At 59.2% G+C, this 24,191-nt stretch carries 23 protein-coding genes and 1 other annotated feature; of the genes, 10 read left to right on the top strand and 13 right to left on the bottom strand.

Going from position 1 to position 24,191, the window contains the following annotated elements:
* The first annotated feature begins 62 nt into the window (after nt 1-62).
* Genes B4056_RS03945 through B4056_RS03935 form a run of 3 tightly spaced genes read left to right on the top strand, consistent with a single transcriptional unit; the run spans nt 63 to nt 2,348 of the window.
* Entirely contained in the window at nt 63-917 is an 855-nt protein-coding gene (locus B4056_RS03945) for a co-chaperone YbbN (RefSeq protein ID WP_094111783.1), read from the top strand.
* Nucleotides 918-975: 58 nt separating this feature from the next.
* A complete protein-coding gene (locus tag B4056_RS03940) occupies nt 976-1,890 on the top strand; it encodes an SPFH domain-containing protein (protein WP_094111784.1) in 915 nt (304 codons plus the stop codon).
* Entirely contained in the window at nt 1,890-2,348 is a 459-nt protein-coding gene (locus B4056_RS03935) for an NfeD family protein (protein ID WP_071668948.1), read from the top strand. The genes B4056_RS03940 and B4056_RS03935 overlap by 1 nt, the downstream gene beginning before the upstream one ends.
* Here B4056_RS03935 and cueR read toward each other — a convergent pair.
* On the bottom strand, nt 2,324-2,740 hold the full coding sequence (cueR, locus tag B4056_RS03930; RefSeq protein WP_071668947.1) for a Cu(I)-responsive transcriptional regulator: 417 nt from the start codon (nt 2,738-2,740) through the stop codon (nt 2,324-2,326). The genes B4056_RS03935 and cueR overlap by 25 nt on opposite strands.
* A gap of 94 nt (nt 2,741-2,834) precedes the next feature.
* Here cueR and copA point away from each other — a divergent pair, with 94 nt between their 5' ends.
* The 3 genes from copA (at nt 2,835) to ybaK (ending at nt 6,910) form a co-directional block, all read left to right on the top strand.
* Nucleotides 2,835-5,342, top strand: a complete 2,508-nt coding sequence (copA, locus tag B4056_RS03925; protein ID WP_288653902.1) for a copper-exporting P-type ATPase CopA — start codon at nt 2,835-2,837, stop codon at nt 5,340-5,342.
* A 71-nt stretch (nt 5,343-5,413) separates the two neighbouring features.
* The gene (locus B4056_RS03920; protein WP_104084635.1) at nt 5,414-6,223 is read left to right on the top strand and encodes a TraB/GumN family protein; all 810 of its coding nucleotides are present in this window, start codon (nt 5,414-5,416) and stop codon (nt 6,221-6,223) included.
* Nucleotides 6,224-6,430: 207 nt separating this feature from the next.
* Nucleotides 6,431-6,910: a Cys-tRNA(Pro)/Cys-tRNA(Cys) deacylase YbaK gene (gene ybaK / locus B4056_RS03915; protein ID WP_104084634.1), complete on the top strand. Its 480-nt coding sequence runs from the start codon at nt 6,431-6,433 to the stop codon at nt 6,908-6,910.
* Here the strand turns inward: ybaK and B4056_RS03910 are convergent.
* Nucleotides 6,907-7,779: a LysR family transcriptional regulator gene (locus B4056_RS03910; RefSeq protein WP_039383034.1), complete on the bottom strand. Its 873-nt coding sequence runs from the start codon at nt 7,777-7,779 to the stop codon at nt 6,907-6,909. The genes ybaK and B4056_RS03910 overlap by 4 nt on opposite strands.
* 90 nt (nt 7,780-7,869) lie before the next feature.
* On the opposite strand from B4056_RS03910, the gene B4056_RS03905 reads away from it, so the two are divergent.
* A complete protein-coding gene (locus B4056_RS03905; protein ID WP_039383032.1) occupies nt 7,870-8,301 on the top strand; it encodes a multidrug/biocide efflux PACE transporter in 432 nt (143 codons plus the stop codon).
* A gap of 47 nt (nt 8,302-8,348) precedes the next feature.
* Here the strand turns inward: B4056_RS03905 and ushA are convergent, their stop codons facing one another.
* Nucleotides 8,349-10,097, bottom strand: coding sequence for a bifunctional UDP-sugar hydrolase/5'-nucleotidase UshA (ushA, locus tag B4056_RS03900; protein WP_094111792.1), 1,749 nt, complete (start codon nt 10,095-10,097; stop codon nt 8,349-8,351).
* A gap of 354 nt (nt 10,098-10,451) precedes the next feature.
* Between ushA and ybaL the strand changes: the two genes are divergently transcribed.
* Nucleotides 10,452-12,140, top strand: a complete 1,689-nt coding sequence (gene ybaL, locus B4056_RS03895) for a YbaL family putative K(+) efflux transporter (protein WP_039383029.1) — start codon at nt 10,452-10,454, stop codon at nt 12,138-12,140.
* Nucleotides 12,141-12,193: 53 nt separating this feature from the next.
* On the opposite strand, the gene B4056_RS03890 is transcribed toward ybaL, so the two are convergent.
* From B4056_RS03890 to B4056_RS03875, 4 genes are all read right to left on the bottom strand, one after another.
* On the bottom strand, nt 12,194-13,495 hold the full coding sequence (locus tag B4056_RS03890) for an inosine/guanosine kinase (RefSeq protein WP_039383027.1): 1,302 nt from the start codon (nt 13,493-13,495) through the stop codon (nt 12,194-12,196).
* 61 nt (nt 13,496-13,556) lie between these two features.
* Nucleotides 13,557-14,516 (bottom strand): ferrochelatase, encoded by a 960-nt coding sequence (hemH, locus tag B4056_RS03885; RefSeq protein WP_039383026.1) that lies wholly within the window; start codon nt 14,514-14,516, stop codon nt 13,557-13,559.
* Nucleotides 14,517-14,630: 114 nt separating this feature from the next.
* Nucleotides 14,631-15,275: an adenylate kinase gene (gene adk, locus B4056_RS03880; RefSeq protein ID WP_039383025.1), complete on the bottom strand. Its 645-nt coding sequence runs from the start codon at nt 15,273-15,275 to the stop codon at nt 14,631-14,633.
* A gap of 151 nt (nt 15,276-15,426) precedes the next feature.
* Nucleotides 15,427-16,248 (bottom strand): DUF6024 family protein, encoded by an 822-nt coding sequence (locus B4056_RS03875; protein WP_071668945.1) that lies wholly within the window; start codon nt 16,246-16,248, stop codon nt 15,427-15,429.
* Nucleotides 16,249-16,433: 185 nt separating this feature from the next.
* Here B4056_RS03875 and B4056_RS03870 point away from each other — a divergent pair, with 185 nt between their 5' ends.
* Nucleotides 16,434-17,303 carry a LysR substrate-binding domain-containing protein gene (locus B4056_RS03870; protein ID WP_071668944.1) on the top strand — a complete coding sequence of 290 codons (870 nt, stop codon included), beginning with the start codon at nt 16,434-16,436 and terminating at the stop codon, nt 17,301-17,303.
* Nucleotides 17,304-17,368: 65 nt separating this feature from the next.
* On the opposite strand, the gene htpG is transcribed toward B4056_RS03870, so the two are convergent.
* The 6 genes from htpG to B4056_RS03840 form a co-directional block, all read right to left on the bottom strand.
* Nucleotides 17,369-19,243 carry a molecular chaperone HtpG gene (gene htpG, locus B4056_RS03865; protein WP_071668943.1) on the bottom strand — a complete coding sequence of 625 codons (1,875 nt, stop codon included), beginning with the start codon at nt 19,241-19,243 and terminating at the stop codon, nt 17,369-17,371.
* Between the two features lie 100 nt (nt 19,244-19,343).
* Nucleotides 19,344-19,949 (bottom strand): recombination mediator RecR, encoded by a 606-nt coding sequence (gene recR, locus B4056_RS03860; protein WP_039383019.1) that lies wholly within the window; start codon nt 19,947-19,949, stop codon nt 19,344-19,346.
* Entirely contained in the window at nt 19,949-20,278 is a 330-nt protein-coding gene (locus B4056_RS03855) for a YbaB/EbfC family nucleoid-associated protein (RefSeq protein WP_031377860.1), read from the bottom strand. The genes recR and B4056_RS03855 overlap by 1 nt, the downstream gene beginning before the upstream one ends.
* A gap of 50 nt (nt 20,279-20,328) precedes the next feature.
* Nucleotides 20,329-22,308, bottom strand: coding sequence for a DNA polymerase III subunit gamma/tau (gene dnaX, locus B4056_RS03850; RefSeq protein ID WP_288653896.1), 1,980 nt, complete (start codon nt 22,306-22,308; stop codon nt 20,329-20,331).
* Nucleotides 20,923-20,984, bottom strand: a sequence feature (DnaX frameshifting element). Its footprint overlaps the gene before it by 62 nt.
* 225 nt (nt 22,309-22,533) lie before the next feature.
* On the bottom strand, nt 22,534-23,085 hold the full coding sequence (gene apt, locus B4056_RS03845) for an adenine phosphoribosyltransferase (RefSeq protein WP_039383017.1): 552 nt from the start codon (nt 23,083-23,085) through the stop codon (nt 22,534-22,536).
* A 153-nt stretch (nt 23,086-23,238) separates the two neighbouring features.
* The gene (locus B4056_RS03840; protein WP_039383014.1) at nt 23,239-23,616 is read right to left on the bottom strand and encodes a DUF454 family protein; all 378 of its coding nucleotides are present in this window, start codon (nt 23,614-23,616) and stop codon (nt 23,239-23,241) included.
* 52 nt (nt 23,617-23,668) lie between these two features.
* Here B4056_RS03840 and priC point away from each other — a divergent pair, with 52 nt between their 5' ends.
* Nucleotides 23,669-24,181 carry a primosomal replication protein PriC gene (priC, locus tag B4056_RS03835; protein WP_288653894.1) on the top strand — a complete coding sequence of 171 codons (513 nt, stop codon included), beginning with the start codon at nt 23,669-23,671 and terminating at the stop codon, nt 24,179-24,181.
* The last annotated feature ends 10 nt before the right edge of the window (nt 24,182-24,191 follow it).

Below are 24,191 nucleotides of genomic sequence, written 5' to 3'. Positions count from 1 at the left end.
CGCTTGAAGCGGGACACTTTATCCCCATATTCTCTTTACACTTTCTGCCAGGAGCGTTTTTCATGTCACACGCTTTGATCACCGACATCAATGAGTCCAATTTGCAGCAGACGCTGGAGCAATCCATGCAGCTGCCGGTTCTGTTCTATTTCTGGTCTGAACGCAGCCAGCACTGCCTGCAGCTTACCCCGGTGCTGGAGCGTCTGGCACAGGAGTATGCCGGCCAGTTCCTGCTGGCAAAACTCGATTGCGACAACGAGCCCGCGGTGGCATCACAGTTCGGTCTGCGCTCGCTGCCCACGGTTTATCTGTTCCAGAACGGACAGCCGGTAGATGGTTTCCAGGGCCCGCAGCCGGAAGAGGCGATCCGCGCGCTACTGGAAAAAGTTCTGCCGCGCGAAGAGGAGCTGAAAGCGCAGCAGGCTATGGAACTGATGCAGCAGAACAAGCCGCTGGAGGCGCTGCCGCTGCTGAAAGATGCCTGGCAGCTGAGCAATAAAAACAGTGAGATTGGCTTTCTGCTGGCAGAAGTGCTGATCGCCCTGAACCGCAGTGATGAAGCGGAAGCGGTGCTGGATGTGGTGCCGCTGCAGGATCAGGATACACGCTATCAGAGCCTGGTCTCACAGATCGACTTGCTGAAGCAGGCGGCGGATACGCCTGAGATCCAGCTGCTGCAGGAGCAGCTGAACGCCGAGCCGCAGAACGCGACCCTGGCTGCTAAACTTGCGTTACAGCTGCATCAGGTTGGGCGTAATGAAGAGGCGCTGGAGCTGCTGCTGGGCTTTCTGAAAAGCGATCTCGCTGCCGGTGACGGTGAAGTGCGCAAAATGTTCCAGGAGATCCTGGCCGCGCTTGGCACCGGCGACGCCCTCGCCTCGCGCTATCGCCGCCAGCTCTATTCGCTGCTCTACTGACGGATACGCAGACGGGCCGAAGCGACTCGGCCCGGTAATCTGACAGCCAGGAGGTTATATGCTGACCGCTATTCCTGTTCTCATCGTGCTGGTGCTGGTGATTGTATGGGCCGGTATCAAGATTGTTCCGCAGGGCTATCAGTGGACGGTAGAGCGCTTCGGACGCTACACCCGTACGCTCTCGCCGGGGCTTAACCTGGTGGTGCCGTTTATGGATCGCGTGGGTCGCCGCATCAATATGATGGAGCAGGTGCTCGATATCCCTTCTCAGGAGATCATCTCCAAAGATAACGCCAACGTCACCATTGATGCCGTCTGCTTTATTCAGGTCGTTGACCCGGCGCGTGCCGCCTATGAGGTCAGCAATCTGGAGCTGGCGATAATCAACCTCACGATGACTAACATTCGCACGGTCCTTGGCGGCATGGAGCTGGATGAGATGCTGTCGCAGCGTGACAACATCAATACCCGCCTGCTGCATATCGTTGATGAAGCGACAAACCCCTGGGGCGTCAAAATTACCCGCATTGAGATCCGCGATGTGCGGCCACCGCAGGAGCTGATCGCTGCCATGAATGCGCAGATGAAAGCTGAGCGTACCAAACGCGCCGATATTCTGGCTGCTGAAGGCGTGCGTCAGGCCGCCATACTGCGCGCTGAAGGCGACAAGCAGTCACAGATTCTGAAAGCGGAAGGCGAGCGCACCTCCGCTTTTTTACAGGCCGAGGCGCGTGAGCGGCAGGCAGAGGCGGAAGCGAACGCCACGCGCATGGTGTCTGACGCGATCGCCGCCGGTGATATCCAGGCCATTAACTACTTTGTTGCGCAGAAATATACTGATGCGCTGCAGAAAATTGGCGAAGCCGGCAACAGTAAAGTGGTGATGATGCCGCTCGATGCCAGCAGCCTGATCGGCTCGGTAGCGGGCATCAGTGAACTGCTGAAAGAGCGTCATGCGGAGCGGAGGCCGTAATGCTGATGGAGCTGATTGCCCATCCGCACTGGTTCTGGCTGACGCTGGGCGGGCTGCTGCTGGCAGCCGAAATGCTGGGCACCAGCGGTTATCTGCTCTGGTGCGGTATGGCGGCGCTGCTGGTTGGCCTGGCCGAGTGGCTGTGGCCCTTCTCGTGGGCTGGTCAGGGGCTGCTGTTTGCCGCGCTGACGCTGCTGAGCGCGCTGGGCTGGTATGGCTGGATGCGCCATCAGGCTGCAACGCAGCAACCCAACACGCTGAACCAGCGCGGTAAAGAGCTGATTGGCCGGCAGCTGACGCTGGAGACGCCGCTTAAAAGTGGTATCGGACATGTACAGATTGGTGACAGCAGCTGGCGCGTACAGGCAACAGACGATCTGCCCGCGGGCACGCGGGTGACGGTCACGGCGGTTGAAGGGATCACGCTGCTGATTCAGCCGCGTTTACCGCCGGAGTGACCGCAGCAGCCCGCCAGCTGATTCATTATCGGGCACTCGGCGCCCTCGTCGCCGGGACACGCCTCTGCCAGTGACAGCAGGCGCGCCCGCATGGCGTGCAGCTCCTCAATATGCGCTGCAATTTCTTCAGCCTTCTGCAGCGTGCGCGCTTTGACATCTGCGCTGTGCCGCGCAGGATCGTTGAACAGCGCCACCAGCTCGCGGCACTCATCCAGCGTAAAGCCAACCTGGCGCGCCTGGCGCAGCAGATGCAGCTCTTCCAGATGGCGTTCGTCATAGTGCCGGTAGCCATTTCCGCTACGCAGCGGCGGCGTCACGATCCCTTTCTCTTCATAAAAGCGGATCGCTTTACTGGTCAGCCCGGTTTTTCTGGCAACGTCGCTGATATTCATGCCGGCTCCTTGACCTTCCCCCGAATGGAAGGTTTACGCTTATAACTACTGTAACCGGTGCAGCCGGTCAACTCTGTTCACTAAGGAGACTATCATGTCAGACAGACAAACGCTGGCGCTGGAGGGGCTTTCCTGCGGCCACTGTGTCAAACGGGTTAAAGAGGCGCTGGAACAGCGCAGCGACGTCGAGCAGGCGGAGGTCACGCAGCAGGAGGCACGCGTGACCGGGACGGCCAGCGCCAGCGAGCTGATCGCAACCGTAGAGCAGGCTGGCTACCACGCCATGCTGCAGCCTGAGGCAACATCCCCAAAGTCTGATCCGTTGACAGCTCAGGAGCCGCCGCCGGAGGCGCTGACAACGGCCTCTCAGCCGGCAGAAGCGGCGCTGCCGGTACAGCATCTGTTGATTGATGGCATGAGCTGCGCCAGTTGCGTCAGCCGGGTAGAGAACGCGCTGCGCGCGGTATCCGGCGTCACGGAAGCACGCGTTAACCTCGGTGAACGCAGCGCGCTGGTGCTGGGTGAGGTTAACGCACCGGCGCTGATTGCCGCCGTAGACAAGGCAGGCTACAGCGCTGAAGTGATTGAGGATGAACAGCGCCGGCGCGAGCGTCAGCAGGCGAACGCGCGGCAGGCGATGCGCCGCTTCAGCTGGCAGTCGGCGCTGGCGCTGGGGTTTGGCGTGCCGATGATGTTCTGGGGCATGGCGGGCGATCATATGATGCTGACGCCGGAGAATCAGACGCTGTGGCGTACGCTGGGCGTTGCCACGCTGCTGGTCATGATCATTGCCGGCGGCCACTTTTACCGCAGCGCCTGGCGCAGCCTGCGATTAGCCACCGCCACCATGGATACGCTGGTGGCGCTCGGCACCGGCGCTGCCTGGCTCTATTCGATAAGCGTGGCGCTGTGGCCGGAATTTTTTCCGCTGCAGGCACGCCACCTCTACTTTGAAGCCAGCGTCATGATCATCGGCCTGATTAACCTCGGGCACGCGCTGGAACAGCGTGCCCGTCAGCGCGCCTCGCGCGCGCTGGAGCGGCTGCTGGATCTGACGCCGGCGCAGGCGTGCGTGGTCACCGAACAGGGTGAGCAGCAGCTGCCGCTGAGCGCCGTCACCGCCGGTATGACTCTGAAGCTGGTCACCGGCGATCGGGTACCGGTGGATGGCGACGTCACGCAGGGAGAGGCGTGGTGCGATGAAGCGATGCTGACCGGCGAAGCCGTGCCGCAGGAAAAAGCGCCTGGCAGCAAAGTCTATGCCGGCACGGTGGTGCAGGATGGCACGCTGCGCTTTATCGCCAGCGCCACCGGCAGCCACACCACGCTGGCACGTATTATTAATCTGGTGCGTCAGGCGCAAAGCAGCAAGCCGGAGATTGGCCGCCTCGCCGATCGCATCTCTGCCGTTTTCGTACCGGTTGTGGTAGCGATTGCGCTGCTGAGCGGCCTCACCTGGTATCTGATTGGGCCACAGCCGCAGCTCGCCTATGCGCTGGTGATCATCACTACCGTCCTGATCATCGCCTGTCCCTGTGCGCTGGGGCTGGCCACGCCGATGTCGATCATCGCCGGCACCGGCCGTGCGGCAGAGCTGGGTATCCTGGTGCGCGATGCCGACGCGCTGCAGCACGCCAGCGAAACTAACACGCTGGTGTTTGATAAAACCGGTACGCTGACGCAGGGATCGCCGCAGATCGGCGAGATCTGCTGCTATGCTGACCGGGATCAACAGCAGATCCTGCAGGCCGCAGCGGAGCTGGAGCAGGGATCCACGCATCCGCTTGCCAGCGCGATCCTCGCTGCCGCGCCGCAGCCGCCGGCAGCAGAGATCACCCGCTTCCGGACGCTGCGCGGCAGGGGCGTGAGCGCGCAGGTGGCAGGTCAGACCCTGCTGCTGGGCAACACGGCCCTGCTTGATGAGCAGCAGATTAACTATGACGCCGCCCGGGCAGATATCGAACGCATCGCGGCAAGCGGTGCTACGCCAGTGCTGCTGGCCGACGCGCACCAGCTGCTGGGCCTGATTGCGCTGCGCGATAATCTGCGGCCGGAGAGTAAAGCGGCACTGCAGCGGCTGCATCAGGCTGGCTACCGGCTGGTGATGCTGACGGGCGATCATCAGGCCACAGCCCGCGCTATCGCTGCTGAAGCGGGAATTGATGAAGTGATCGCCGGCGTGCTGCCAGAGGGTAAAGCAGAAGCCATAAGCCGCCTGCAGCAGCAGGGGCGCCGGGTGATGATGATAGGAGATGGCATTAACGATGCGCCAGCGTTAGCGCAGGCGGATACCGGTATTGCGATGGGCAGCGGCAGCGATGTCGCGGTCGAAACGGCGCCGCTTACGCTGATGCGTAACGACCTGCATGGGGTAGCGGATGCCCTGGCGATTTCGCAGGCCACGCTGCGCAATATGCGCCAGAATCTGCTGGGCGCATTTGTGTATAACAGCCTGGGTATTCCGATTGCGGCGGGCGTGCTCTATCCCTTTACCGGCCTGCTGCTGAGCCCGATTGTCGCGGGGGCAGCAATGGCCCTCTCTTCCATCACCGTCGTCAGCAATGCAAACCGCCTGCTGCGTTTCACTCCGCCCGACCGGTAATAGCAGCCAGCGCGCTGTTTTTAGCCGAAATAAATCGTTAGCATGACGGTTTAACCGTAACAGGAGCGGACATGAACAGCCCTATCTGGCAACGTCTCTGGCAGCGGATCGCCGCGCTTTTTCCGTCTGCCTACCGCTGGCCGGCAATGGATATGCGTCTGGGCGACCGGCTGCTGCATCTGACCGGCAGTATCCATATGGGCACACGCAACATGCAGCCTCTGCCAGCCGGCCTGCTGCGTCAGCTGCAGAAAGCGGATGCGCTGATTGTTGAGGCGGACATCACGCGCGGCGGCTCTCCTTTTGCGGATACCGCAGATTTGCCGCCGCTGCACACCCGGCTGGAGAGCGCCACGCTGACGCGGCTGCAGACGCTCTGTCAGGATCTGGGGCTGGAGAGTGATCTCTTTGATACCCTGCCCTGCTGGCAGATAGCGCTGATGCTGCAGGCGCACCAGGCGCAGCGGCTCGGACTGCGTCCGGAGTATGGTATCGATTATCAGCTGCTGCAGGCCGCAAAGGCAGCGGGCAAGCCGATCATCGAGCTGGAGGGACCGGAGACGCAGATCGCGCTGCTGAAATCCCTGCCGCAGGAGGGTCGGGCGCTGCTGGTGGATACGCTTGAGCACTGGCATACCAATGCGCGGCTGCTGCAGACGATGATCAGCTGGTGGCTTGAAGCGCCGCCCGCGCAGCAGCCGGTAGCGCTGCCCGCGACCTTTGGCAGCGAGCTGAGCGACACGCTGATGCGTAACCGCAATCAGCAATGGCGCGAACAGCTGCTGGCGCTGCCATCGGGTCGCTATCTGGTGGCCGTCGGCGCGCTGCATCTCTATGGCGATGATAATCTGCCCGGCCTGCTAAAACAGAAGCAGCCGTAACGCGACACCTGCGCTGCTCAGGAGTGGCCGAAGGATAAGACAAAAAAAGAAGGCCGATATCACTATCGACCTGTCAAAGAGGAATTTGTTTATGATTTTGGTTATCGCCAGGGTGAGTGGCGCGGGACAATTCTCGCGCAAAGTTCAGATTTTCGCCACTGTTATTAGCGCAATCTTTGAGAAGAATTTTTGTCGTAAGGATTAATGATGACCCCTGCAGTCAAACTTCTGGAAAAAAACGGCGTGGCGTTTACGCTGCACCCCTATGAGCATGACAGCCATGAAACGCATTTTGGCGATGAAGCGGTGCGCAAGCTCAACCTTGATGCGCGCCAGGTCTTTAAAACGCTGCTGGTCGCGCTGAACGGCGATGCGAAAGCGCTGGCGGTGGCGGTTACGCCGGTTGCATCCCAGCTTGATCTAAAAAAAGTGGCGAAAGCGCTGGGCGCAAAGCGAGCAGAGATGGCCGATCCGCAGCTGGCGCAGCGCGTTACCGGCTACCTGCTGGGCGGCATCAGTCCGCTGGGTCAGAAAAAGCGCCTGCCAACGGTGATCGATCGGCAGGCCGCAGAGTTTGCCACCATATTTATCTCTGGCGGTAAACGCGGCCTCGACATTGAACTGGCTGCAGAGGATCTGGCGCGGCTGCTGAATGCCACACTGGCAGACGTGGCACGCTGCGATTAATCGGGCTGCTGCGCGCAAAGCTGATCGATCATCCAGCGCCCGGCCGGGCCGGGCGGATTACGTCGCGACCAGACCACATCTACCGCAATATGCTGCGGCCAGCCGGGAACGCATAGCTCTTTCAGGACCTGATGACCAAACTGATCCACCAGCCAGCGCGGCAGTACGCTCCAGCCAAACCCCTGCTCCGCCATCTCCAGCAGCAGCAGATACGTCGGCGCTGACCAGGTTCGTCCGGCGGCTGGCAGCGGTCCGCGCGTCTGTACCCAGGTGTTCAGCCGCAGCTGCCGCAGCTCGCTGAGCTGCGCCTCACTCACCTGAGCCAGCTGCGACAGCGCGTGATCCTGATGCAGAAAGATCGCCATCTGCGCCTCCACCTGCAGCCGGGCTACCGCCAGATCGGGCGGCAGCGCAGGCTGAGTGCGGACCACGCCCAGGTGCACCCGCCCCGCCTGCAGCAGATCCAGTACATCCTCATCCTCTGCAATCATGCATTCAAAGTCGATATCGGGGTAGCGGGCATCAAACCGCGTCAGCAGATGTTCATGATGATCGGCCTGCCAGAAATCGGAAATGGCCAGACTCAGGCGCGGCTCAACACCCTGCGACAGACGCAGCGCCAGTTCATCCAGCCGCTGACTGGCGGCCAGGATCTGCTGCACCTGAGCCAGCGCGCGTTCACCCTGCGGTGTCAGCACCGGCTGACGGCCGCGGCGGTCAAACAGCGCAAAGCCTAGATCGATTTCAAGGTTAGCGATGGCAGCACTGATGGTGGACTGGCTTTTTGCCAGCGCGCGGGCAGCAGCAGAGAAAGAGCCGCTCGCAACAGTCTGGACAAATGCCTCAAGGGATTCCGGAGAGTATTTCATGGTTTACCATCGTTTTTTTCGATAGAGACTCATTTTATCTCAGATGCGTGCAGTGCGAAAATGCGCGTTATTACGTAACCGGAGGTATTTATGCGTACCCGTTCGCTGAAAGAACGCATTCTGCACGCCGTGGGCTTTGAGGGCCTGGCTATTGTGACTATCGCGCCGCTGGCAGCATGGATTATGGACAAGCCGCTGTTCCAGATGGGCACGCTGGCGATTGCCCTTTCTACCGTCGCGATGCTGTGGAACATGATCTATAACACCCTGTTCGATCGCATCTGGCCGCCGCATCAGAAGCGCGGGCTGGGGCTGCGTGCCCTGCATGCGCTCTGTTTTGAAGGGGGATTTATCCTGATTGGCCTGCCGATCGCCGCCGGCATGTTGCATATTTCGCTGCTTAACGCCTTTTTAGTGGAGGTGGGATTCTTTCTGTTTTTCCTGCCCTACACCATGGTTTACAACTGGGTCTGGGATAAGCTGCGCCTGCGCTGGTTTGCGCAGCCATCCTGCCGCGCCTGATGCCGGGCGCGCGCTGCCTCCGGCCGGAAGCAGCGCACCGGTTACGCTTAATCCTGCGCCGCGCGCGGCCAGATCCATGCCAGGAACATACGCGGATAGCTGCGCTTGCGCTGCTTTTCCAGCGCCTTGTCACGCTCGCGTACCTGCTCGTCGGTCAGATGCACGACGGCTGGCGGCACAAAATCAGCGATTTTTAGCGGCGAATGCTGAGTAATATAGTCGCGCAGCACGTCAGCATCGCGCAGACCGCTGTTGCGGTAGCCCGCGCGCGCCGTCAGCGGCGGATAGCCGTCGCCGCCGCTGGCGTTAAAGCTGTTAGTGGCAAGGCGATAGGTTTTTGTCTTCTCCAGCGGCTTACCGTTGATTTTGACATCACTCACTGAGGTGCCGTCGGCCACCAGGCTGATGCCGGCCAGCTGCGCAAAACCGCCGGAGTTAGCTTTGATATTGGCGATGCGGGCAAGATATGCCTGCAGTTCCTCACCGCTCAGCGTGACCGACACCACCTGATTGCCAAACGGCTGCACCTGCAGCAGATCGCGCAGGCGCAGCTCGCCTGCCGGAAGCGATGTGCGGATGCCGCCGCCGCTGATCACCGCCACATCCGCTTTGGTCGCGGCCATCTGCGCTCGCAGGATCAGCTGCGCCAGATTGGTCTGCTCAAAGCGGACTTTATTGCGCTCGCCGACAAACAGCCCGTCACTGCGGCCCACGGCGACATCCAGCTGTTTACCGGCGCGCAGCTGGAAAGGGGTCAGCAGCTTCATCATCGCGGTATTGGGTACAATCGGCTCCTGATAAGGCAGCCAGGTTTCGCTGCCATCCTGGTTGGTGACTTTATGCTTCAGGTTAACCGGGATGAGCTGATAATTTTCCAGCGTCAGCTCACCGTTGCGAAAGGTAAAATCGCCGCGACCCACATATTTGCCCCACTCTTTAGCCTGCATGATCCAGACGCCATTCTGCCGATCGGGCTGGCAGGGCTGGCCTGGCTGATAATCCGGCACGCTGCGGTTAGCCTGCGCCATACAGACGGCATCGTGCGAGTGACCGCCCACGATAACACTCAGGGTGCCGGGCGGCAGGCTGCGCGCCAGCTCAACGTCGCCCGGTGCGTTACTGCCGTGCTGACCGTCGTCATAATGTCCCATATGCGTCAGCGCGATGATCACATCAGGCTTTTCCGTGGCGCGCAGCTCCGCTACCGCTTTCAGCGTCTCTTTGACCGGATCGCGGATCTCAAGCTCTGCGACATTTTCCGGGTTGGTAATACGCAGCGTATCCGTAGTGGTCAGCCCGATAACCGCTATTTTCAGGCCCATACGGTTAAATATGGCCCAGGGCGAAAACAGCCGCCGATCGCTGCCTTTTTGATAGATATTCGCCGCGAGAAAGGGAAAACGCGCCCACTTTTTCTGCTGTTCCAGCACGCTCAGAGGCTTGTCAAATTCGTGGTTTCCCAGCGCCATAGCGTCATAACCCACCAGATTCATGCCGCGAATGTCAGGCTCTGCGTTCAGCACATCTGACTCCGGCACGCCGGTATTGATATCCCCGGCGGAGAGGATGAGCGCACCCCCTCCGCGCGCCTGGACATCATAACGCTGCTGGTCCATCAGGCTCTTTTGTGCTGCCAGCCCATACTCACCCTGCGCGTTACTCCAGAAATGGCCATGATGATCGTTGGTATGCAGGATGCTGAAGCGATAGCTGCGATCGGTTTGCCACGCCTGCGCCAGCATCGGCACCAGCAAAGCCAGCAGCGCCAGCCAGCGCTTTTTCGGGGTAAGTAACAACACAACGCTCTCCTTGTTCGTTTTTTTCCACTGCATCGTGGACCTGACAGATTTCTGCCCTCTGTGTCGCACAGTTCCCTGCTTAACTCAAGCTGAAAGGCAGTACCCGCTGCTATTTTCATCTGCTCTCGCCGGCTGGGCCCGTCGGGGGATGCTGCGCTTTTTAACGCTGCTGTAATGCATTATCACTACCTGCACGCCAGGATAACTGCTGAAAATAGCGCTTCGGCACGTTTTTTATCGCATTTTTTCAGTTTATTCAGCTTTCATCCCGCAAATGTCTAAACGCTGCAGCAGGATTTGCATTACACTTGATTGTTACAAGCGGACACATTTGCACACAAGGAGACAGGCATGCATCACACCACACCGTTGATCACCACTATTGTCGGGGGCCTGGTCCTCGCGTTTCTCCTTGGCATGCTGGCCAATCGCCTGCGCATCTCTCCGCTGGTGGGCTATCTGGTTGCCGGCGTGGTTGCGGGCCCTTTTACGCCAGGCTTTGTTGCGGATACGAATCTGGCACCTGAACTGGCAGAGCTGGGCGTCATTCTGCTGATGTTTGGCGTCGGACTGCACTTCTCACTGAAAGATCTGATGGCGGTAAAGTCGATCGCCATTCCCGGCGCCGTGGCGCAAATCGCGGTGGCGACGCTGCTGGGAATGGGGCTCTCCTGGACCATGGGCTGGTCATGGATGACTGGCCTGGTGTTTGGCCTGTGCCTCTCTACGGCCAGTACCGTAGTGCTGCTGCGGGCGCTGGAGGAGCGACAGCTGATTGACAGCCAGCGCGGCCAGATTGCGATCGGCTGGCTGATTGTGGAAGACCTGGTGATGGTGCTGACGCTGGTGCTGCTGCCTGCCATCGCCGGCATGCTGGAACAGGGTAACGCCAGTCCGACCCTGCTGGCATGGGATCTGCTGCTGACCATCGGTAAAGTGGCCGCCTTTATGGTGCTGATGATGGTGGTAGGCCGCCGCGTTATCCCGTGGATCCTGGCAAAAAGCGCGGCTACCGGCTCGCGTGAACTCTTTACTCTATCGGTGCTGGCGCTGGCGCTCGGTATCGCCTTTGGTGCCGTAGAGTTCTTTGATGTCTCCTTTGCCCTTGGCGCCTTCTTCGCCGGCATGGTGCTGAACGAATCTGAGCTGAGCCACCGCGCGGCGCGCGACACGCTCCCACTGCGCGACGCCTTTGCCGTACTGTTCTTTGTATCGGTCGGCATGCTGTTTAATCCGATGATCCTGATTGAACAGCCGCTGGCGGTACTGGGCGCGCTCGCCATCGTGGTGCTGGGTAAATCAATCGCCGCCTGGGCGCTGGTCACTCTGCTGGGGCACTCACGCCGTACCGCCCTGACCATTTCGGTCAGTCTGGCGCAGATTGGTGAGTTTGCCTTTATTCTCGCCGGCCTCGGCATTTCACTCGATCTGCTCAGCGAAGAGGGGCGCAACCTGGTGCTGGCGGCGGCTATTCTCTCCATTATGCTGAATCCTATCCTCTTCTCGCTGCTGGAGCGCTATCTGGATAAAACTGAAACCGCTGAGGAGCAGACGCTGGAAGAGGCGATGGCGGAAGAGAAACAGATCCCGGTAGATATCTGTAATCACGCGGTGATTGTGGGTTATGGACGCGTCGGCAGCCTGCTGGGGCAGCAGCTGCTGGAAGCAGATATCCCGCTGGTGGTGGTGGAAAACTCCCGCCCGCGCGTTGAAGCGCTGCGTGAACAGGGTATCAGAGCGGTGCTGGGCAATGCAGCACGCGCAGAGACCATGGAGCTGGCACGGCTTGACTGCGCCCGCTGGCTGCTGCTGACCATTCCGAATGGCTATGAAGCGGGTGAAGTGGTGGTGGCCGCACGTGAGAAGCGCAAGGATATTGAGATTATCGCCCGTGCGCACTATGACGACGAAGTCGCCTATATTATGGATCGCGGCGCTAATCAGGTCGTGATGGGCGAGCGTGAAATTGCCAGCAGCATGCTCAATGTGCTGAAAAAGGAGATCGCCGTTGAGCCGATCTCCCGCGAATGCCCGATTTGATCGGGGATCGCTGACTGCAGGGGCGCACTGATGCGCCCCTTTTTACTGCGCGCTTATCTGTCCCAGTAAGACTCTTCCAGGCTATCTTCCCGCTCCGGCAGGCCGCGCGTCAGGCGCGGTGAATGCTGGTTCAGCACCTGATAACTCACGCGGTTAGCATATTTGCACACCTGCGCCAGCGAGGAGTAGGTCAGATATTCACGCGCATGTTTGCTGGAGTTGGGGACTTTGAGGCGATGGAAGTTGTTCGCCGTGATATCGTGCAGCAGCGCTGCCAGCGCCCCGTCCCCTGCCCCGTTGGTATTCATGATCTTTTCCGGTCCGCCCATGTAAGGCGCGATATGCGAGAAGATGCGCAGCGGCTGCTGACAATCCTGCTGGCGCATCGCCCGGCTGAACTCATACTGGTTGAATTCCGCAATCGCGCCCGGCAGCAGCGGGTGATTCGTTTTGCGCTTAAATTCATCTTCAGTGAAGCCCGCCATGTAGAGCCCGGTCGGACCGGCGGTGCAGAGCACCAGATCGACCCACTCCAGCGCCATATCGGCTGCCAGCAGCGGATCCTGTTCACCGGTCAGCGCAAACGCTTCTTCTTCGTTCATCGCGACAATAGAGACGTGATCGCGCAGGAAATCGCGCCAGAACTGCGGGTTATCCTGAATGACATATTTTGTGCCCAGCGTTAATACCACCGGCACATTATGCTTTTTCGCATACGCAATGGCGCGCAGCGTGGCGTCCGGCATCGGTTCACCAGGCTGGCAGCGTACCAGATAGGAGGTCAGCACCAGCGCTGACGCCCCGGCAATCACCTCTTCCGGGATGCTCTCCGCCTGCAGCCGGTTCATCAGCCCCGGACTGATCGCGAAGGTCCGTTCACCGTGCTCGCCAATCAGGGTAAAGCAGCGGCCAATCGCGCCGTCCACGCCCTGCAGGAAGTTCAGATCCATACGGCTGGAGGTGTTGCAGAGATAGCGATAGGCGTAGCCGCCAATCTGGATGTTATTGCACATGACGCCCAGCAGCACGGAACGATCGTCAGCCAGCACCGAGTAGTTGTGCAACGTGTTGCCAATGGTACCGCCGGCAAACTGGTGGCTGATCAGCTGCTCGCGCATCAGCTCGTTATAGAGCGCTTCCGCCGTCGCGTCGTCAATCACCAGCGAATGCCCGGCACTCAGGCCGTAGCGCTGCAGGAACGCGTCATCAACTTTGGCTTCGATATCCACCAGCGTCTGGTCGATACCCACCACCCAGCTGCCCTCCTCCTGCTCCTGCTGAATAGCCTGCAGCAGCGGATCGCGCGCGTTGACGGGAAAATAGTGTTTGGATTTACGTTTGCCGGGAAATTTCATGAAAAGCAGTCATCAGGGAAAATCAGGCAGAGAAGCATATCATACTCTCTGCCTGATGCGCTTAGCGGCGCGCGTTGACCAGCTGTACCATCATCTCAATGTGCTCGTCATCGGCGTTAAGCGCGGGAATATATTCAAATTTTTCGCCGCCTGCATGCAGGAAAATTTCGCAGTTTTCACCGCTGATCTCCTCCAGCGTTTCCAGACAGTCCGCCGCAAAGCCGGGGCTCATGACCTGCACATGCTTAATGCCTTTGGCCGGCAGACTTTTCATGGTCTCATCGGTGTAGGGCATCAGCCACGGTTCACGCCCAAAGCGCGACTGGAAGGTCATCATGATTTTTTCAGGAGCAATGTTCAGCGCCGCCGCCAGTGCGGCGGTGGTATCTTTACAGCGCTGCGGATAATCATCGCCTTCATTGGCGAAACGCTGCGGAATGCCGTGGTAAGAGAGCACCAGCAGATCCGGCTCGCCGTGACGGGCAAACGAGCGCTCAACGGAGGCTTTCAGCGCGGCAATGTAAGCCGGATGCTCAGCATAGTCGCGAATAAAGGAGACCTGCGGCAGCGAGCGCAGCGGTTTAAAGCTGCTGGCCAGGCCATCCCACACGGCGGCAACGGTAGAGCAGGAGAACTGCGGATAGAGCGGCAGCACAATCAGGTGCGTGACGCCCTGATCCAGCAGGCGATGTACCGCTCCGTCCAGGCTCGGCTGACCATAGCTCATGCCCAGCTCGACCGGCATGTCCACGCGCTGCGCCAGCGCGGCACGCTGCCGCTTGCTGAATACCATCAGCGGCGATCCCTCTTCCATCCAGACGGAGGCGTAGAGTTTCGACACGCGCGGCGAACGAAACGGCAGAATAATAAAATTAAGGATGGGCCACCATAGCCAGCGCGGCGTATCAACCACGCGCGGATCGCCGAGGAACTGCTTCAGATAGCGTTTCACCGCCGGGGTGGTAGGTGCTTCAGGTGTGCCTAAGTTAACCAGCAGAACACCGGGCTTATCTTGCCTCATTCTGTTTCCTTGATATCGCAACGAAGAGTGGTGAATCGGGGGAAATTGTAGCGGAAATCACGGGCGGGAAAAGCAATTGCTGTAAAAGGGCCAGGCATCCGGCCCTTTTGGTACTTAGCCGAGGATACGGCGCAGTTCTTCGCTGACGTCAGCCACCGGGCGGGTGCCGTCAATTTTGTGATAGGCGGTATTACCCGCTTCCGCTTCTTTGCTGTAGTAAGCGATCAGGGGCGCTGTCAGCTCATGATACTCAACCAGGCGCTTACGCACGGTCTCTTCCTGATCGTCTTTACGCGTGGTCAGCTCTTCACCGGTCACATCATCTTTACCTTCCACTTTTGGTGGCTTGTTTTTGATGTGGTACACGCGGCCAGAAGGCGCGTGCACGCGACGGCCCACAATGCGATCGACGATCAGCTCGTCCGGCACGGCAAATTCCAGCACGTAATCGACTTTGATGCCCGCTTCTTTCATGGCGTCAGCCTGCGGGATGGTGCGTGGGAAGCCATCGAGCAGGAAGCCGTTTTTGCAGTCTTCCTGCGCGATACGCTCTTTAACCAGCGCAATCACCAGTTCATCAGTCACCAGTTTACCGGCATCCATGATGGCTTTCGCCTGCTGGCCCAGTTCGGTGCCTGCTTTTACTGCGGCGCGCAGCATGTCACCGGTAGAGATCTGCGGAATACCGTAGTTCTCCATAATATACTGAGCCTGAGTGCCTTTACCTGCGCCCGGTGCCCCGAGCAGAATAATACGCATTGCGTAATTCCCCTTGCGAATCGCATTGATCAATCTATGAAGGCCAAGAACATACCATTATGACCCGCCAGCCACAAGGCAACGGGCACGCTATCACTGGCCCGCCTACTGTGACCTGCTTTGGGATGAAGCGCCAGCTGAGGGATTGATTTTAGGAATTCAGGCTACGCAGCAACAACGCTTTCAGCTGCTTTTTCAGCGTCGCGGTGACGTTTGTATGTTTGCTGCCGCTGCCGCGCAGGCTGGCCGGGATCAGCAAACGTCCGGGCAGCCGCCGGATCTCCGGCGGCAGGGTAACATTATGCAGCGCCGGCGGCAGATCAATCAGGGCAAATGGCAAACCGGGCTGCTGCAGTGAGGCGAGCGGTAGCGGCGTTTCGAGCGCAAACCGGTCAACCATGGCGATATTAAACGGCTTCCACTCAGCGCTCTCCATCATCGTCAGCGCCTGCTGCGGCGCGCTTCCCAGCGCCAGCCCCTGCTCTATCAGCCGCAGTTCGCTGCGCACCAGCGTGCTGAATTTTGTCGTGCGCAGCGCAATCAGTACCAGATCGTCGCTCAGCGCTGCATGGTGGTTCAGGTGTGCGACAAACAGATGGGAGCCGGCAATCAGCGTTTTGTGCAGCGCGCTGGCAAACGACCCGGAAGCGTCGGTCACGCCCTGACTCTGGCAGGCGTCGAGCGAGCGCACCCGCCCTTCCGCCAGATCCACATGCTCTATCAGGGCGATATTTCCCGCCATCATCGGGACGGCGGGCAGCACGCTCAGCTCGCTGACCGGATGGTGCGAGGCGTAGCGTGTCTGATTACGCGCCTGCTCCTGGCGTAAAAAAAGCTGAGAGAGCACCACCCGCGCAATATGCAGCGTGGGCGCAAAGAAGAGATCGTAATTTTCCAGCCGGTAGTAGCGGGATAGCTGGCTGCGCAGCCGATCGCATATCGCCGCCCTGGCAGAGGCGTTTTGTGAGGCCATCGCGTAACGTTTCCCTGTATTAGCTGCGAAGTGGTGCTTTCCGGCAGATAAAACGCGTGGCTGATACATAGCCAGCCCGTCCCGTCAACCTGCCAGAATCTGGAGCAGAGGTTAGGGCAATGCGGCTGGACATTAAAATGATATAAACTGACAATCCCTGTTAGGTTTTTACACAAGGGACGAGTATGACCGCGCTTCCGTCACTACGGGCGCTGCGCTATTTTCATCAGGCAGCGCTGCACAGCAGTTTCAGTACGGCAGCGGAAACCCTGCATGTCACCCACAGCGCCGTCAGCCATCAGGTGCGCCAGCTGGAGAGCTGGATGGGCAAACCGCTGTTTGTACGCACTAACGGACGCGTCAAACTCACCTCGCATGGCGAACGCCTGCTGGTCAGCTGTCAGAAAGCGTTCAGCGAACTCGCCACCAGCTGCGAAAGCATACGTACCGGTATGCGGCATCACCTCTCTGTTTCCTGTGCGCCCAGCTTTCTCTCTCAGTGGCTGATCCCGCGTATCAGCAGTTTCTATCAGCGCTACCCGGATATCGACGTGCAGTTTCAGTCACTGGTTGAGATCGATCAGCTGCGCAGTGAACACACCGATGTGCTGATCCTGAGTTATGAGCAGCAGCCCGATGATGATATTGAAGCCACGCTTATCAGCGATGACGCGATTGGGCCGCTCTGTGCGCCCCACTACGCCGAACGCCTGCAGAGCGCGCGCGATCTGCAAACGCTGCCGCTGCTGCATGCGGATACCCGGCTGCACGCCTGGGCTGAGTGGGCAAAAAACAGCGGCGCACGCGGTGATTTCTGGCGTGGCAAACACTTTGATAATCTGATGCTGGCTATTCAGGCCGCCAGAAGCGGTCTGGGGATCATTATGGCCCCGCGACTGCTGGTGCAGCAGGAGCTGGAAGCGGGCGCGCTGATTGCGCCGCTGGGCTTTGTGCGCATCGATCGCGCGACCTGGATGATGGCCAAACGCTCGCGCGAGCAGAATGCAGAGATCCGTCTGTTTCGCGCATGGCTCAGCGAGCAGGCGCAGTGCTGACGCCATAAAAAAGGGCGCCATTAATGGCGCCCTTAGCTGTTTTATTCGCTTCGCGCTGTGCGGCGTTACGCCGTCAGCAGCTGGTTCATGCGGCGGATAAACTGGTTAGGATCGTCCAGCGTACCGCGCTCAGCCAGCAGCGCCTGATCCAGCAGCAGTTCAACCCATTCGGCAAAGCGCGCCTCATCCTGGGTATCCGCTACGCGTTTCACCAGGCCATGCTCCGGATTGATCTCAAAGATATATTTCACTTCCGGAACATCCTGACCGGCGGCGGCAAACAGCTTCGCCATCTGGGTGGTCATTTCGTTAGCATCAGTGGTGACGATAGCAGGCGTATCGGTCAGACGATGCGTCAGTCGCACCTCTTTAACGCGCTCGCCCAGCAGCGTTTTCACGCGCTCAACAAACGGCTCCAGCGCTTTTTCCGCTTCTTTCTGCTCTTCGGTCTCTTCATCCGCCAGCTTGCTCAGCGACTCATCAGCTTTGCTTACTGACTGGAACGTTTTACCTTCGAACTCGGTGAGATAACTCATCATCCACTCATCGATACGATCGGAGAGCAGCAGTACCTCAATGCCTTTTTTGCGGAACAGCTCCAGATGCGGGCTGCTTTTCGCCGCGGCATAGCTGTCCGCCGTGATGTAGTAGATCTTCTCCTGACCTTCAACCATGCGGCTCAGGTAGTCATCCAGCGATACGCTCTGCTCGCTGCCTTCGCTCTGCGTGGTGGCAAAACGCAGCAGTTTAGCAATCGCCTGCTGATTGGCGCTATCTTCTGCCGGTCCCTCTTTCAGTACCAGACCAAACTCTTTCCAGAACTGCTGATACTTCTCTGCATCATCTTTTGCCAGTTTTTCCAGCATCTGCAGGCTGCGCTTAGTCAGCGCGGCGCGCAGGCTCTGGGTGACACGGCTGTCCTGCAGAATTTCACGTGAGACGTTAAGCGGCAGATCGTTAGAGTCAATCAGACCGCGCACAAAGCGCAGGTAGTTCGGCATGAATTGCTCAGCGTCATCCATAATAAACACGCGCTGTACATAAAGCTTGAGGCCATGCTTGCTGTCGCGGTTCCACATATCGAACGGAGCACGCTGCGGGATGTAGAGCAGGCTGGTGTACTCCTGCTTGCCTTCCACGCGATTATGGCTCCAGATAGCCGGATCGCTGAAGTCATGTGCAATGTGCTTGTAGAACTCGTTGTACTCGTCGTCGCTGATCTCCGCTTTATTACGCGTCCACAGCGCCTGGGCTTTGTTGACCTTCTCCCAGGTTACGGTGTCGTTCTCTTCATCTTTGGTTTCGATCTCTACCGGCAGTGCGATGTGATCGGAATATTTGCTGATGACGTTACGCACGCGCCAGGCGTCAAGGAAATCATCTTCCCCTGCGCGGAAATGCAGCGTGATCTCGGTACCGCGATCGGCTTTTTCGATTTCTGCCAGGGTATATTCGCCCTCGCCTTCTGACTCCCAGAACACGCCCTCGCTGGCCTGTGCGCCGGCAGCGCGGGTGCGCACGGTCACTTTGTCAGCAACGATAAAGGCGGAGTAGAAACCCACACCAAACTGGCCAATCAGCTGGCTGTCTTTCGCCTGGTCAGAGCCCATAGACTCCAGGAACGCTTTGGTGCCTGATTTAGCGATAGTACCGAGGTTTTCAATTACCTCATCGCGACGCATACCGATACCGTTGTCGCTCAGCGTCAGCGTCCGTTTCTCCTTGTCGACCGAGATACGCACGCGCAGCTCGCCGTCGCCTTCATAGAGATCCGGAGTGGAAAGCGCGCGGAAGCGCAGCTTATCAGCGGCATCAGAGGCGTTGGAGATCAGTTCACGCAGGAAAATCTCTTTGTTTGAATAGAGGGAATGGATCATCAGGTGCAGAAGTTGTTTTACCTCTGACTGGAAGCCACGCGTCTCTTGTCCTTTCATGGTCATTGCTACCTCAACAGAATCGGGGTTGATCGAACGTTGAGGAAGAGATGGGGATGGCGGGAAAATTTTCAAGCCGGTTTCAGTGAATGAAACCGGCGAGTGCTTAGAATTTAATCTTATGACGTCCGGCAAGAGAGTGCGACAGCGTGGTGCCATCAACCATCTCCAGCTCGCCACCTACCGGTACACCGTGCGCGATACGGCTGGCGTCAACGCCATACTGACCGCACAGCTCAGCGATATAGTTGGCGGTCGCTTCACCCTCTACCGTGGGGTTGGTCGCCAGGATCACCTCCTGCAGCGTCTCATGTTCCAGACGCTGCTCCAGGCGATCGAGCCCGATATCCTGCGGACCAATCCCATCCAGCGGCGACAGATGTCCCATCAGCACAAAGTAGCGTCCGCCAAACTGGCCGGTCTGCTCAATGGCGTGAATATCTGCCGGGCTTTCCACCACGCAAATCTGCCCATTCTGCTGCCGACGGGCGTTAGCGCAGATGGTGCAGATCTCCTGTTCGGTGAAGGTACGGCAATCGGCACAGTGGCCGATTTCCGACATCGCGCGCGTCAGCGCCTGAGCCAGACGCATGCCACCGCTGCGATCGCGTTGCAACAGGTGAAACGCCATGCGCTGCGCTGACTTAGGGCCTACACCCGGCAGACAGCGCAGTGACTCCATTAAGGTTTCAAGCAGTGGACTGGTCTGCATCAGAACGGCATCTTGAAGCCAGGCGGCAGCTGCATACCGGAAGAGACAGAAGCCATCTTCTCTTTCTGCGTCTCATCGATGCGACGCGCCGCATCGTTAAAGGCTGCAGCAATCAAATCTTCCAGCATATCTTTGTCATCTTCCAGCAGGCTGGGATCGACTTCCACGCGACGGCAGTTGTGCGCGCCGTTGATGGTTACTTTAACCAGACCCGCACCCGATTCGCCCGTAACTTCCAGCGCGGCGATCTCTTCCTGAACCTTGGCCATTTTATCCTGCATCTGCTGGGCCTGTTTCATCAGGTTGCCCAATCCGCCTTTACCAAACATAGTTTTCTCTCTCTGCTGGGGCTGCGCGCAACCTCTGCGCGACAGCGTGATCATACGGGTCGGATACTCTCTTCATCCAGATCGGCATCAAAGAACTGCTGCAACATCTGAATGTGGGTATCACTTGCGAGCGACTGGCGCGCCTGCGCCAGCTTCTCTTCATAGATGGCCTGTCGCCACTCCAGCGGCGTCAGCACCGCCGGATTATCATCTTCCACGATGGTCAGTTCAACTTCCTGACCCGCCGCCTGGCTTAGCGCAGCCTGAATGGCCTGCCGGGCTGCCGCAGAATTGAGGTGTCGCTGGCTGCTGCGCAGATGCAGCGTCACGCTCTGTTCATGCTGATCTTTCCACGCGTTGAGCGCCACCTGCTGCACCAGCTTTGGCAGCGTCAGCCGGGCAATTTCAGCGGTCCAGGCATCACGCAGCTGTGCTTCCTCGGCCAGCCGCGCAGCCAGCTCCGGCGTTTTCTCATGCTCCAGCGCTGAACGCAAGGCTTTTGGCGTTGCGACCGGCTCCGCTTTCTCCTCACTCTGCTGCTGTGCTTTCCAGCGGTACGCCTCCGGTTTTACCGGCGCGCTTGCGGTTTCGGGTGCGCGCTGCTGAACGCGCTCCGTCACCGTAGCCAGACGCTCCAGCGCCTGATTTGCCGGCCGCGCGGGACGCGCTGCCGGCTCACTCTTTTTTACTTTACCTGCCCCCTGACGCAGCAGTTGCGTACGCGCCTGCAGCAGCTGACTGGTGGTGTCCGGCAGATTGCCGGCAGGCGGAGCCTGCGGTTCTGCCGGAGCCGGCGCAGCGGGCGGCGCCATCTGCGGTTGCGTAGCCGGTGCCATCTGCGGTTGTGTAGCCGCAGCGGGCTGCTCAGCCGGGGCGGCGGCAGGTACCTGCGGTGCCGCCTGCGGTGCCAGCGACGGACGCGCCACCGGTTCAGCAAGTGTAGCCTGTGGATGGAAAGCCAGCGCGCGCAGCAGCGTCATTTCCACACCCAGGCGCCGATCGGGCGCCAGCGGCAGATCTTTGCGTCCCATCAGCAGCGTCTGATAGTAGAGCTGCACGTCAGCGGGCGGCAGGGTACGCGCCAGCTCACGCAGGCGCTGCGCTTCACTAAACTCTTCATCATTGAGAGAGCCAGGCAGCAGCTGCACCATTGCGATGCGATGCAGCAGCCGCAGCATCTCAACCAGCAGCGCTTCCCACTCTACTCCGCGCGAAGCGGCCTGGTTCAGGCGCGCCATTACCCGTTCGCCGCTGCCCTCCACCAGCGCTTCAATCAGCGCCAGCGGCTGTTCATCATCCAGCGTGCCGAGCATCTGCGCGACGGTATCGCGCGTGACGCTGCCCTGCCCGCTGGCGATCGCCTGATCGGTCAGGCTCAGCGCATCACGCATACTGCCATCGGCAGCGCGCGCCAGCAGATGCAGCGCACGTGGCTCCGCGGCAATCTGCTCCTGCTCCAGCACATAGCTCAGCTGCTGCTGAATCTGTTCAACGTCCAGCGCTTTCAGATGGAACTGCAGGCAGCGCGACAGGATAGTGATCGGCAGCTTCTGCGGATCGGTGGTGGCCAGCAAAAACTTAACGTGGGACGGCGGCTCTTCCAGCGTTTTCAGCAGGGCATTAAAGCTGTGGCGCGACAGCATATGTACTTCATCAATCAGATAGACCTTGAAGCGACCGCGCGCTGGCGCGTACTGCACGTTATCCAGCAGATCGCGCGTATCTTCCACTTTGGTACGGGAAGCCGCATCGATCTCGATTAAGTCAACAAAGCGGCCCTGCTCAATTTCCCGGCAGTTGTCGCACTTGCCACAGGGCGTAGCGGTAATACCGGTTTCGCAGTTCAACCCTTTCGCCAGCAGGCGGGCAATAGAAGTTTTCCCTACGCCGCGGGTGCCGGAGAAAAGATAGGCATGATGAATACGTCCCAGTGATAACCCGTTGGCGAGCGCAGTCAGCACATGTTCCTGACCCACTACGTCTGCGAAGGCCTGGGGACGCCATTTTCGCGCAAGTACCTGATAGCTCATGTGGATGTGGTCACTGGATTGTATTGAGTTGGCACAGCAGCGCGGCAATCAGCCGGCAGCCACCGTCAGAAAAAGGGAAAAAATGCAGCTTCGCAAACCCTGTGTATTTGGGCAGTAGTTTACCAGCCACAGCGAAATATGCCTATACCCGTCTCGGGCAGGCGCAGGCAGAGTAACGTATGGGATAAGCACTGCGCTCCGCAAAACGGCAGAGCGCAGCAGGCCTTAGTGGCCGGGGAAGCTGACGAGGCTGTAGCAGTTAACGCCCAGCGCGGTCAGGCGCGCTTCGCCGCTGAGATCGAACAGATTAATGACAAAAGCGGCATCGTTGACTTCGCCACCCGCGCGGCGGATCAGTTTTACCGTCGCCTCAATGGTGCCGCCGGTTGCCAGCAGATCGTCGATGACCAGCACGATATCGCCGGGTTTAATCGCGTCTTTGTGCAGCTCCAGCGCATCCGTACCGTACTCCAGCTCATAGCGCTCCTGCCAGGTTTCACGCGGCAGCTTGCCCGGTTTACGCACCGGTATAAAGCCTACGCCCAGCCCCAGCGCTACGGGTGCACCAAACAGGAAGCCGCGCGCTTCTGTACCCACCACTTTGGTGATGCCTTTGTCACGATAACGCTCAACCAGAATGGAAATCGCCGCCGCATAGGCCTGCGGATCTTCCATAAGGCTGGTCACGTCGCGGAACAGAATGCCCGGCTTCGGATAGTCGTGAATACTTTTGATGCTGTTTTTGATCAGTTCAAGCTGCTGCGCAGTTGCGGTCATAAAGGTTACGCCTGGAAAAATATCTAAAACGCGCAGCTTCAACAGCGCCAATACCCGGAGACCGGGTTAAGCGAAGTCGTTTCACAGAGGGAAGCCACGCACGAAGATGCCCAAATCTAAGCAAACAGCGGCCTAAATGCAACCCTGACGCGGTTAATGTTGCGTTGTCTCTTCTGCTACTACCGGGATACGCCACATAAAGAGCAGCAGTATCGCTAATAACACCAGCAGCAGCAGACGCAGCCAGAACAGCTTTACCAGCCAGAGCGAGAACGCAAAGGTGATGATAATCAGCACTATTGCCCGCCCTTTCGCGCCTGGCGGCATGGCACGATGACGCTGCCAGTGACGCAGATAGCGGCCAAAAGGCGAGCGCCACAGCAGCCAGTGGTGAAAGCGCGGCGATGAACGGGCAAAACACCAGGCGGCCAGCAACACAAATGGCGTTGTCGGGAGTAAAGGTAATACAATGCCCAGCGTGCCCAGCACTATCGCCAGCCAGCCAAGGCTCAACAGTAGAAAACGCTGCATGCCAGATGCCTGAATACTGAATATGCTCTTACGTTAACATGGAACCGAAGTGATGCCTCTCCTTTCCGCGCCTGAGCGGCTGCAAAAAATCGTTGAAACGCTGCGCCAGCGTATAGCACAGCAGCCGGACGGCGTCTGCAGAGTGCCGCGCTTTGATGCCGCACTGTTTCATACTAAAGGCACCCGCCTGAGCGACTATCTGCAGGAGCTGGAGCGAAATCTGCACCATCTGCAGCAAAAACAGCACAGCGCCGTGCAGCAGCAGTGGCTGGCACAGCGGGTGCTGGATCAGCTGGCGGCACTTCAGCGCGAATGCGAAAGCCAGCAGCTGCGGCCGTGGCGGGAGCAGCCGCGGCGGGATACTTGCCAGCAGAAGCGTGTTGAGTATCAGGGGTATGAGACGCGGCTACTCGCCATGCTGCGCCAGCGCGAAGCGCATCTTGCGCAGGCAGAAACGCTGAGCGTGCAGCAGCAGCTGATGCGGGAAGTGGAGCAGCTGCAGGCGCGATTAAGCCGCTGTCGCGCTGCGCTTTATCAGCTCGATCTGCCCGCCGCGCAGGCGTAGCGCCGCACTT

Origin of the sequence: Pantoea sp. UBA7232 (genome assembly GCF_002473195.1) — a bacterium.
Lineage (GTDB): Bacteria > Pseudomonadota > Gammaproteobacteria > Enterobacterales > Enterobacteriaceae > Pantoea > Pantoea eucrina.
This window is presented reverse-complemented; position numbering and strand designations above follow the sequence as displayed.

Bases quoted from the DNA above. Each gene is read 5' to 3' on its own strand.
- B4056_RS03870 (WP_071668944.1), top strand. From the start codon at position 16,434: ATGACCGCGCTTCCGTCACTACGGGCGCTGCGCTATTTTCATCAGGCA.
- recR (WP_039383019.1), bottom strand. From the start codon at position 19,949: ATGCAGACCAGTCCACTGCTTGAAACCTTAATGGAGTCACTGCGCTGT.
- priC (WP_288653894.1), top strand. From the start codon at position 23,669: ATGCCTCTCCTTTCCGCGCCTGAGCGGCTGCAAAAAATCGTTGAAACG.
- apt (WP_039383017.1), bottom strand. From the start codon at position 23,085: ATGACCGCAACTGCGCAGCAGCTTGAACTGATCAAAAACAGCATCAAA.
- B4056_RS03905 (WP_039383032.1), top strand. From the start codon at position 7,870: ATGCGTACCCGTTCGCTGAAAGAACGCATTCTGCACGCCGTGGGCTTT.
- adk (WP_039383025.1), bottom strand. From the start codon at position 15,275: ATGCGTATTATTCTGCTCGGGGCACCGGGCGCAGGTAAAGGCACTCAG.
- B4056_RS03940 (WP_094111784.1), top strand. From the start codon at position 976: ATGCTGACCGCTATTCCTGTTCTCATCGTGCTGGTGCTGGTGATTGTA.
- copA (WP_288653902.1), top strand. From the start codon at position 2,835: ATGTCAGACAGACAAACGCTGGCGCTGGAGGGGCTTTCCTGCGGCCAC.
- dnaX (WP_288653896.1), bottom strand. From the start codon at position 22,308: ATGAGCTATCAGGTACTTGCGCGAAAATGGCGTCCCCAGGCCTTCGCA.
- B4056_RS03875 (WP_071668945.1), bottom strand. From the start codon at position 16,248: ATGGCCTCACAAAACGCCTCTGCCAGGGCGGCGATATGCGATCGGCTG.
- B4056_RS03840 (WP_039383014.1), bottom strand. From the start codon at position 23,616: ATGCAGCGTTTTCTACTGTTGAGCCTTGGCTGGCTGGCGATAGTGCTG.
- ybaL (WP_039383029.1), top strand. From the start codon at position 10,452: ATGCATCACACCACACCGTTGATCACCACTATTGTCGGGGGCCTGGTC.
- B4056_RS03855 (WP_031377860.1), bottom strand. From the start codon at position 20,278: ATGTTTGGTAAAGGCGGATTGGGCAACCTGATGAAACAGGCCCAGCAG.
- B4056_RS03920 (WP_104084635.1), top strand. From the start codon at position 5,414: ATGAACAGCCCTATCTGGCAACGTCTCTGGCAGCGGATCGCCGCGCTT.
- B4056_RS03890 (WP_039383027.1), bottom strand. From the start codon at position 13,495: ATGAAATTTCCCGGCAAACGTAAATCCAAACACTATTTTCCCGTCAAC.
- B4056_RS03945 (WP_094111783.1), top strand. From the start codon at position 63: ATGTCACACGCTTTGATCACCGACATCAATGAGTCCAATTTGCAGCAG.
- hemH (WP_039383026.1), bottom strand. From the start codon at position 14,516: ATGAGGCAAGATAAGCCCGGTGTTCTGCTGGTTAACTTAGGCACACCT.
- cueR (WP_071668947.1), bottom strand. From the start codon at position 2,740: ATGAATATCAGCGACGTTGCCAGAAAAACCGGGCTGACCAGTAAAGCG.
- B4056_RS03910 (WP_039383034.1), bottom strand. From the start codon at position 7,779: ATGAAATACTCTCCGGAATCCCTTGAGGCATTTGTCCAGACTGTTGCG.
- htpG (WP_071668943.1), bottom strand. From the start codon at position 19,243: ATGACCATGAAAGGACAAGAGACGCGTGGCTTCCAGTCAGAGGTAAAA.
- ybaK (WP_104084634.1), top strand. From the start codon at position 6,431: ATGACCCCTGCAGTCAAACTTCTGGAAAAAAACGGCGTGGCGTTTACG.
- B4056_RS03935 (WP_071668948.1), top strand. From the start codon at position 1,890: ATGCTGATGGAGCTGATTGCCCATCCGCACTGGTTCTGGCTGACGCTG.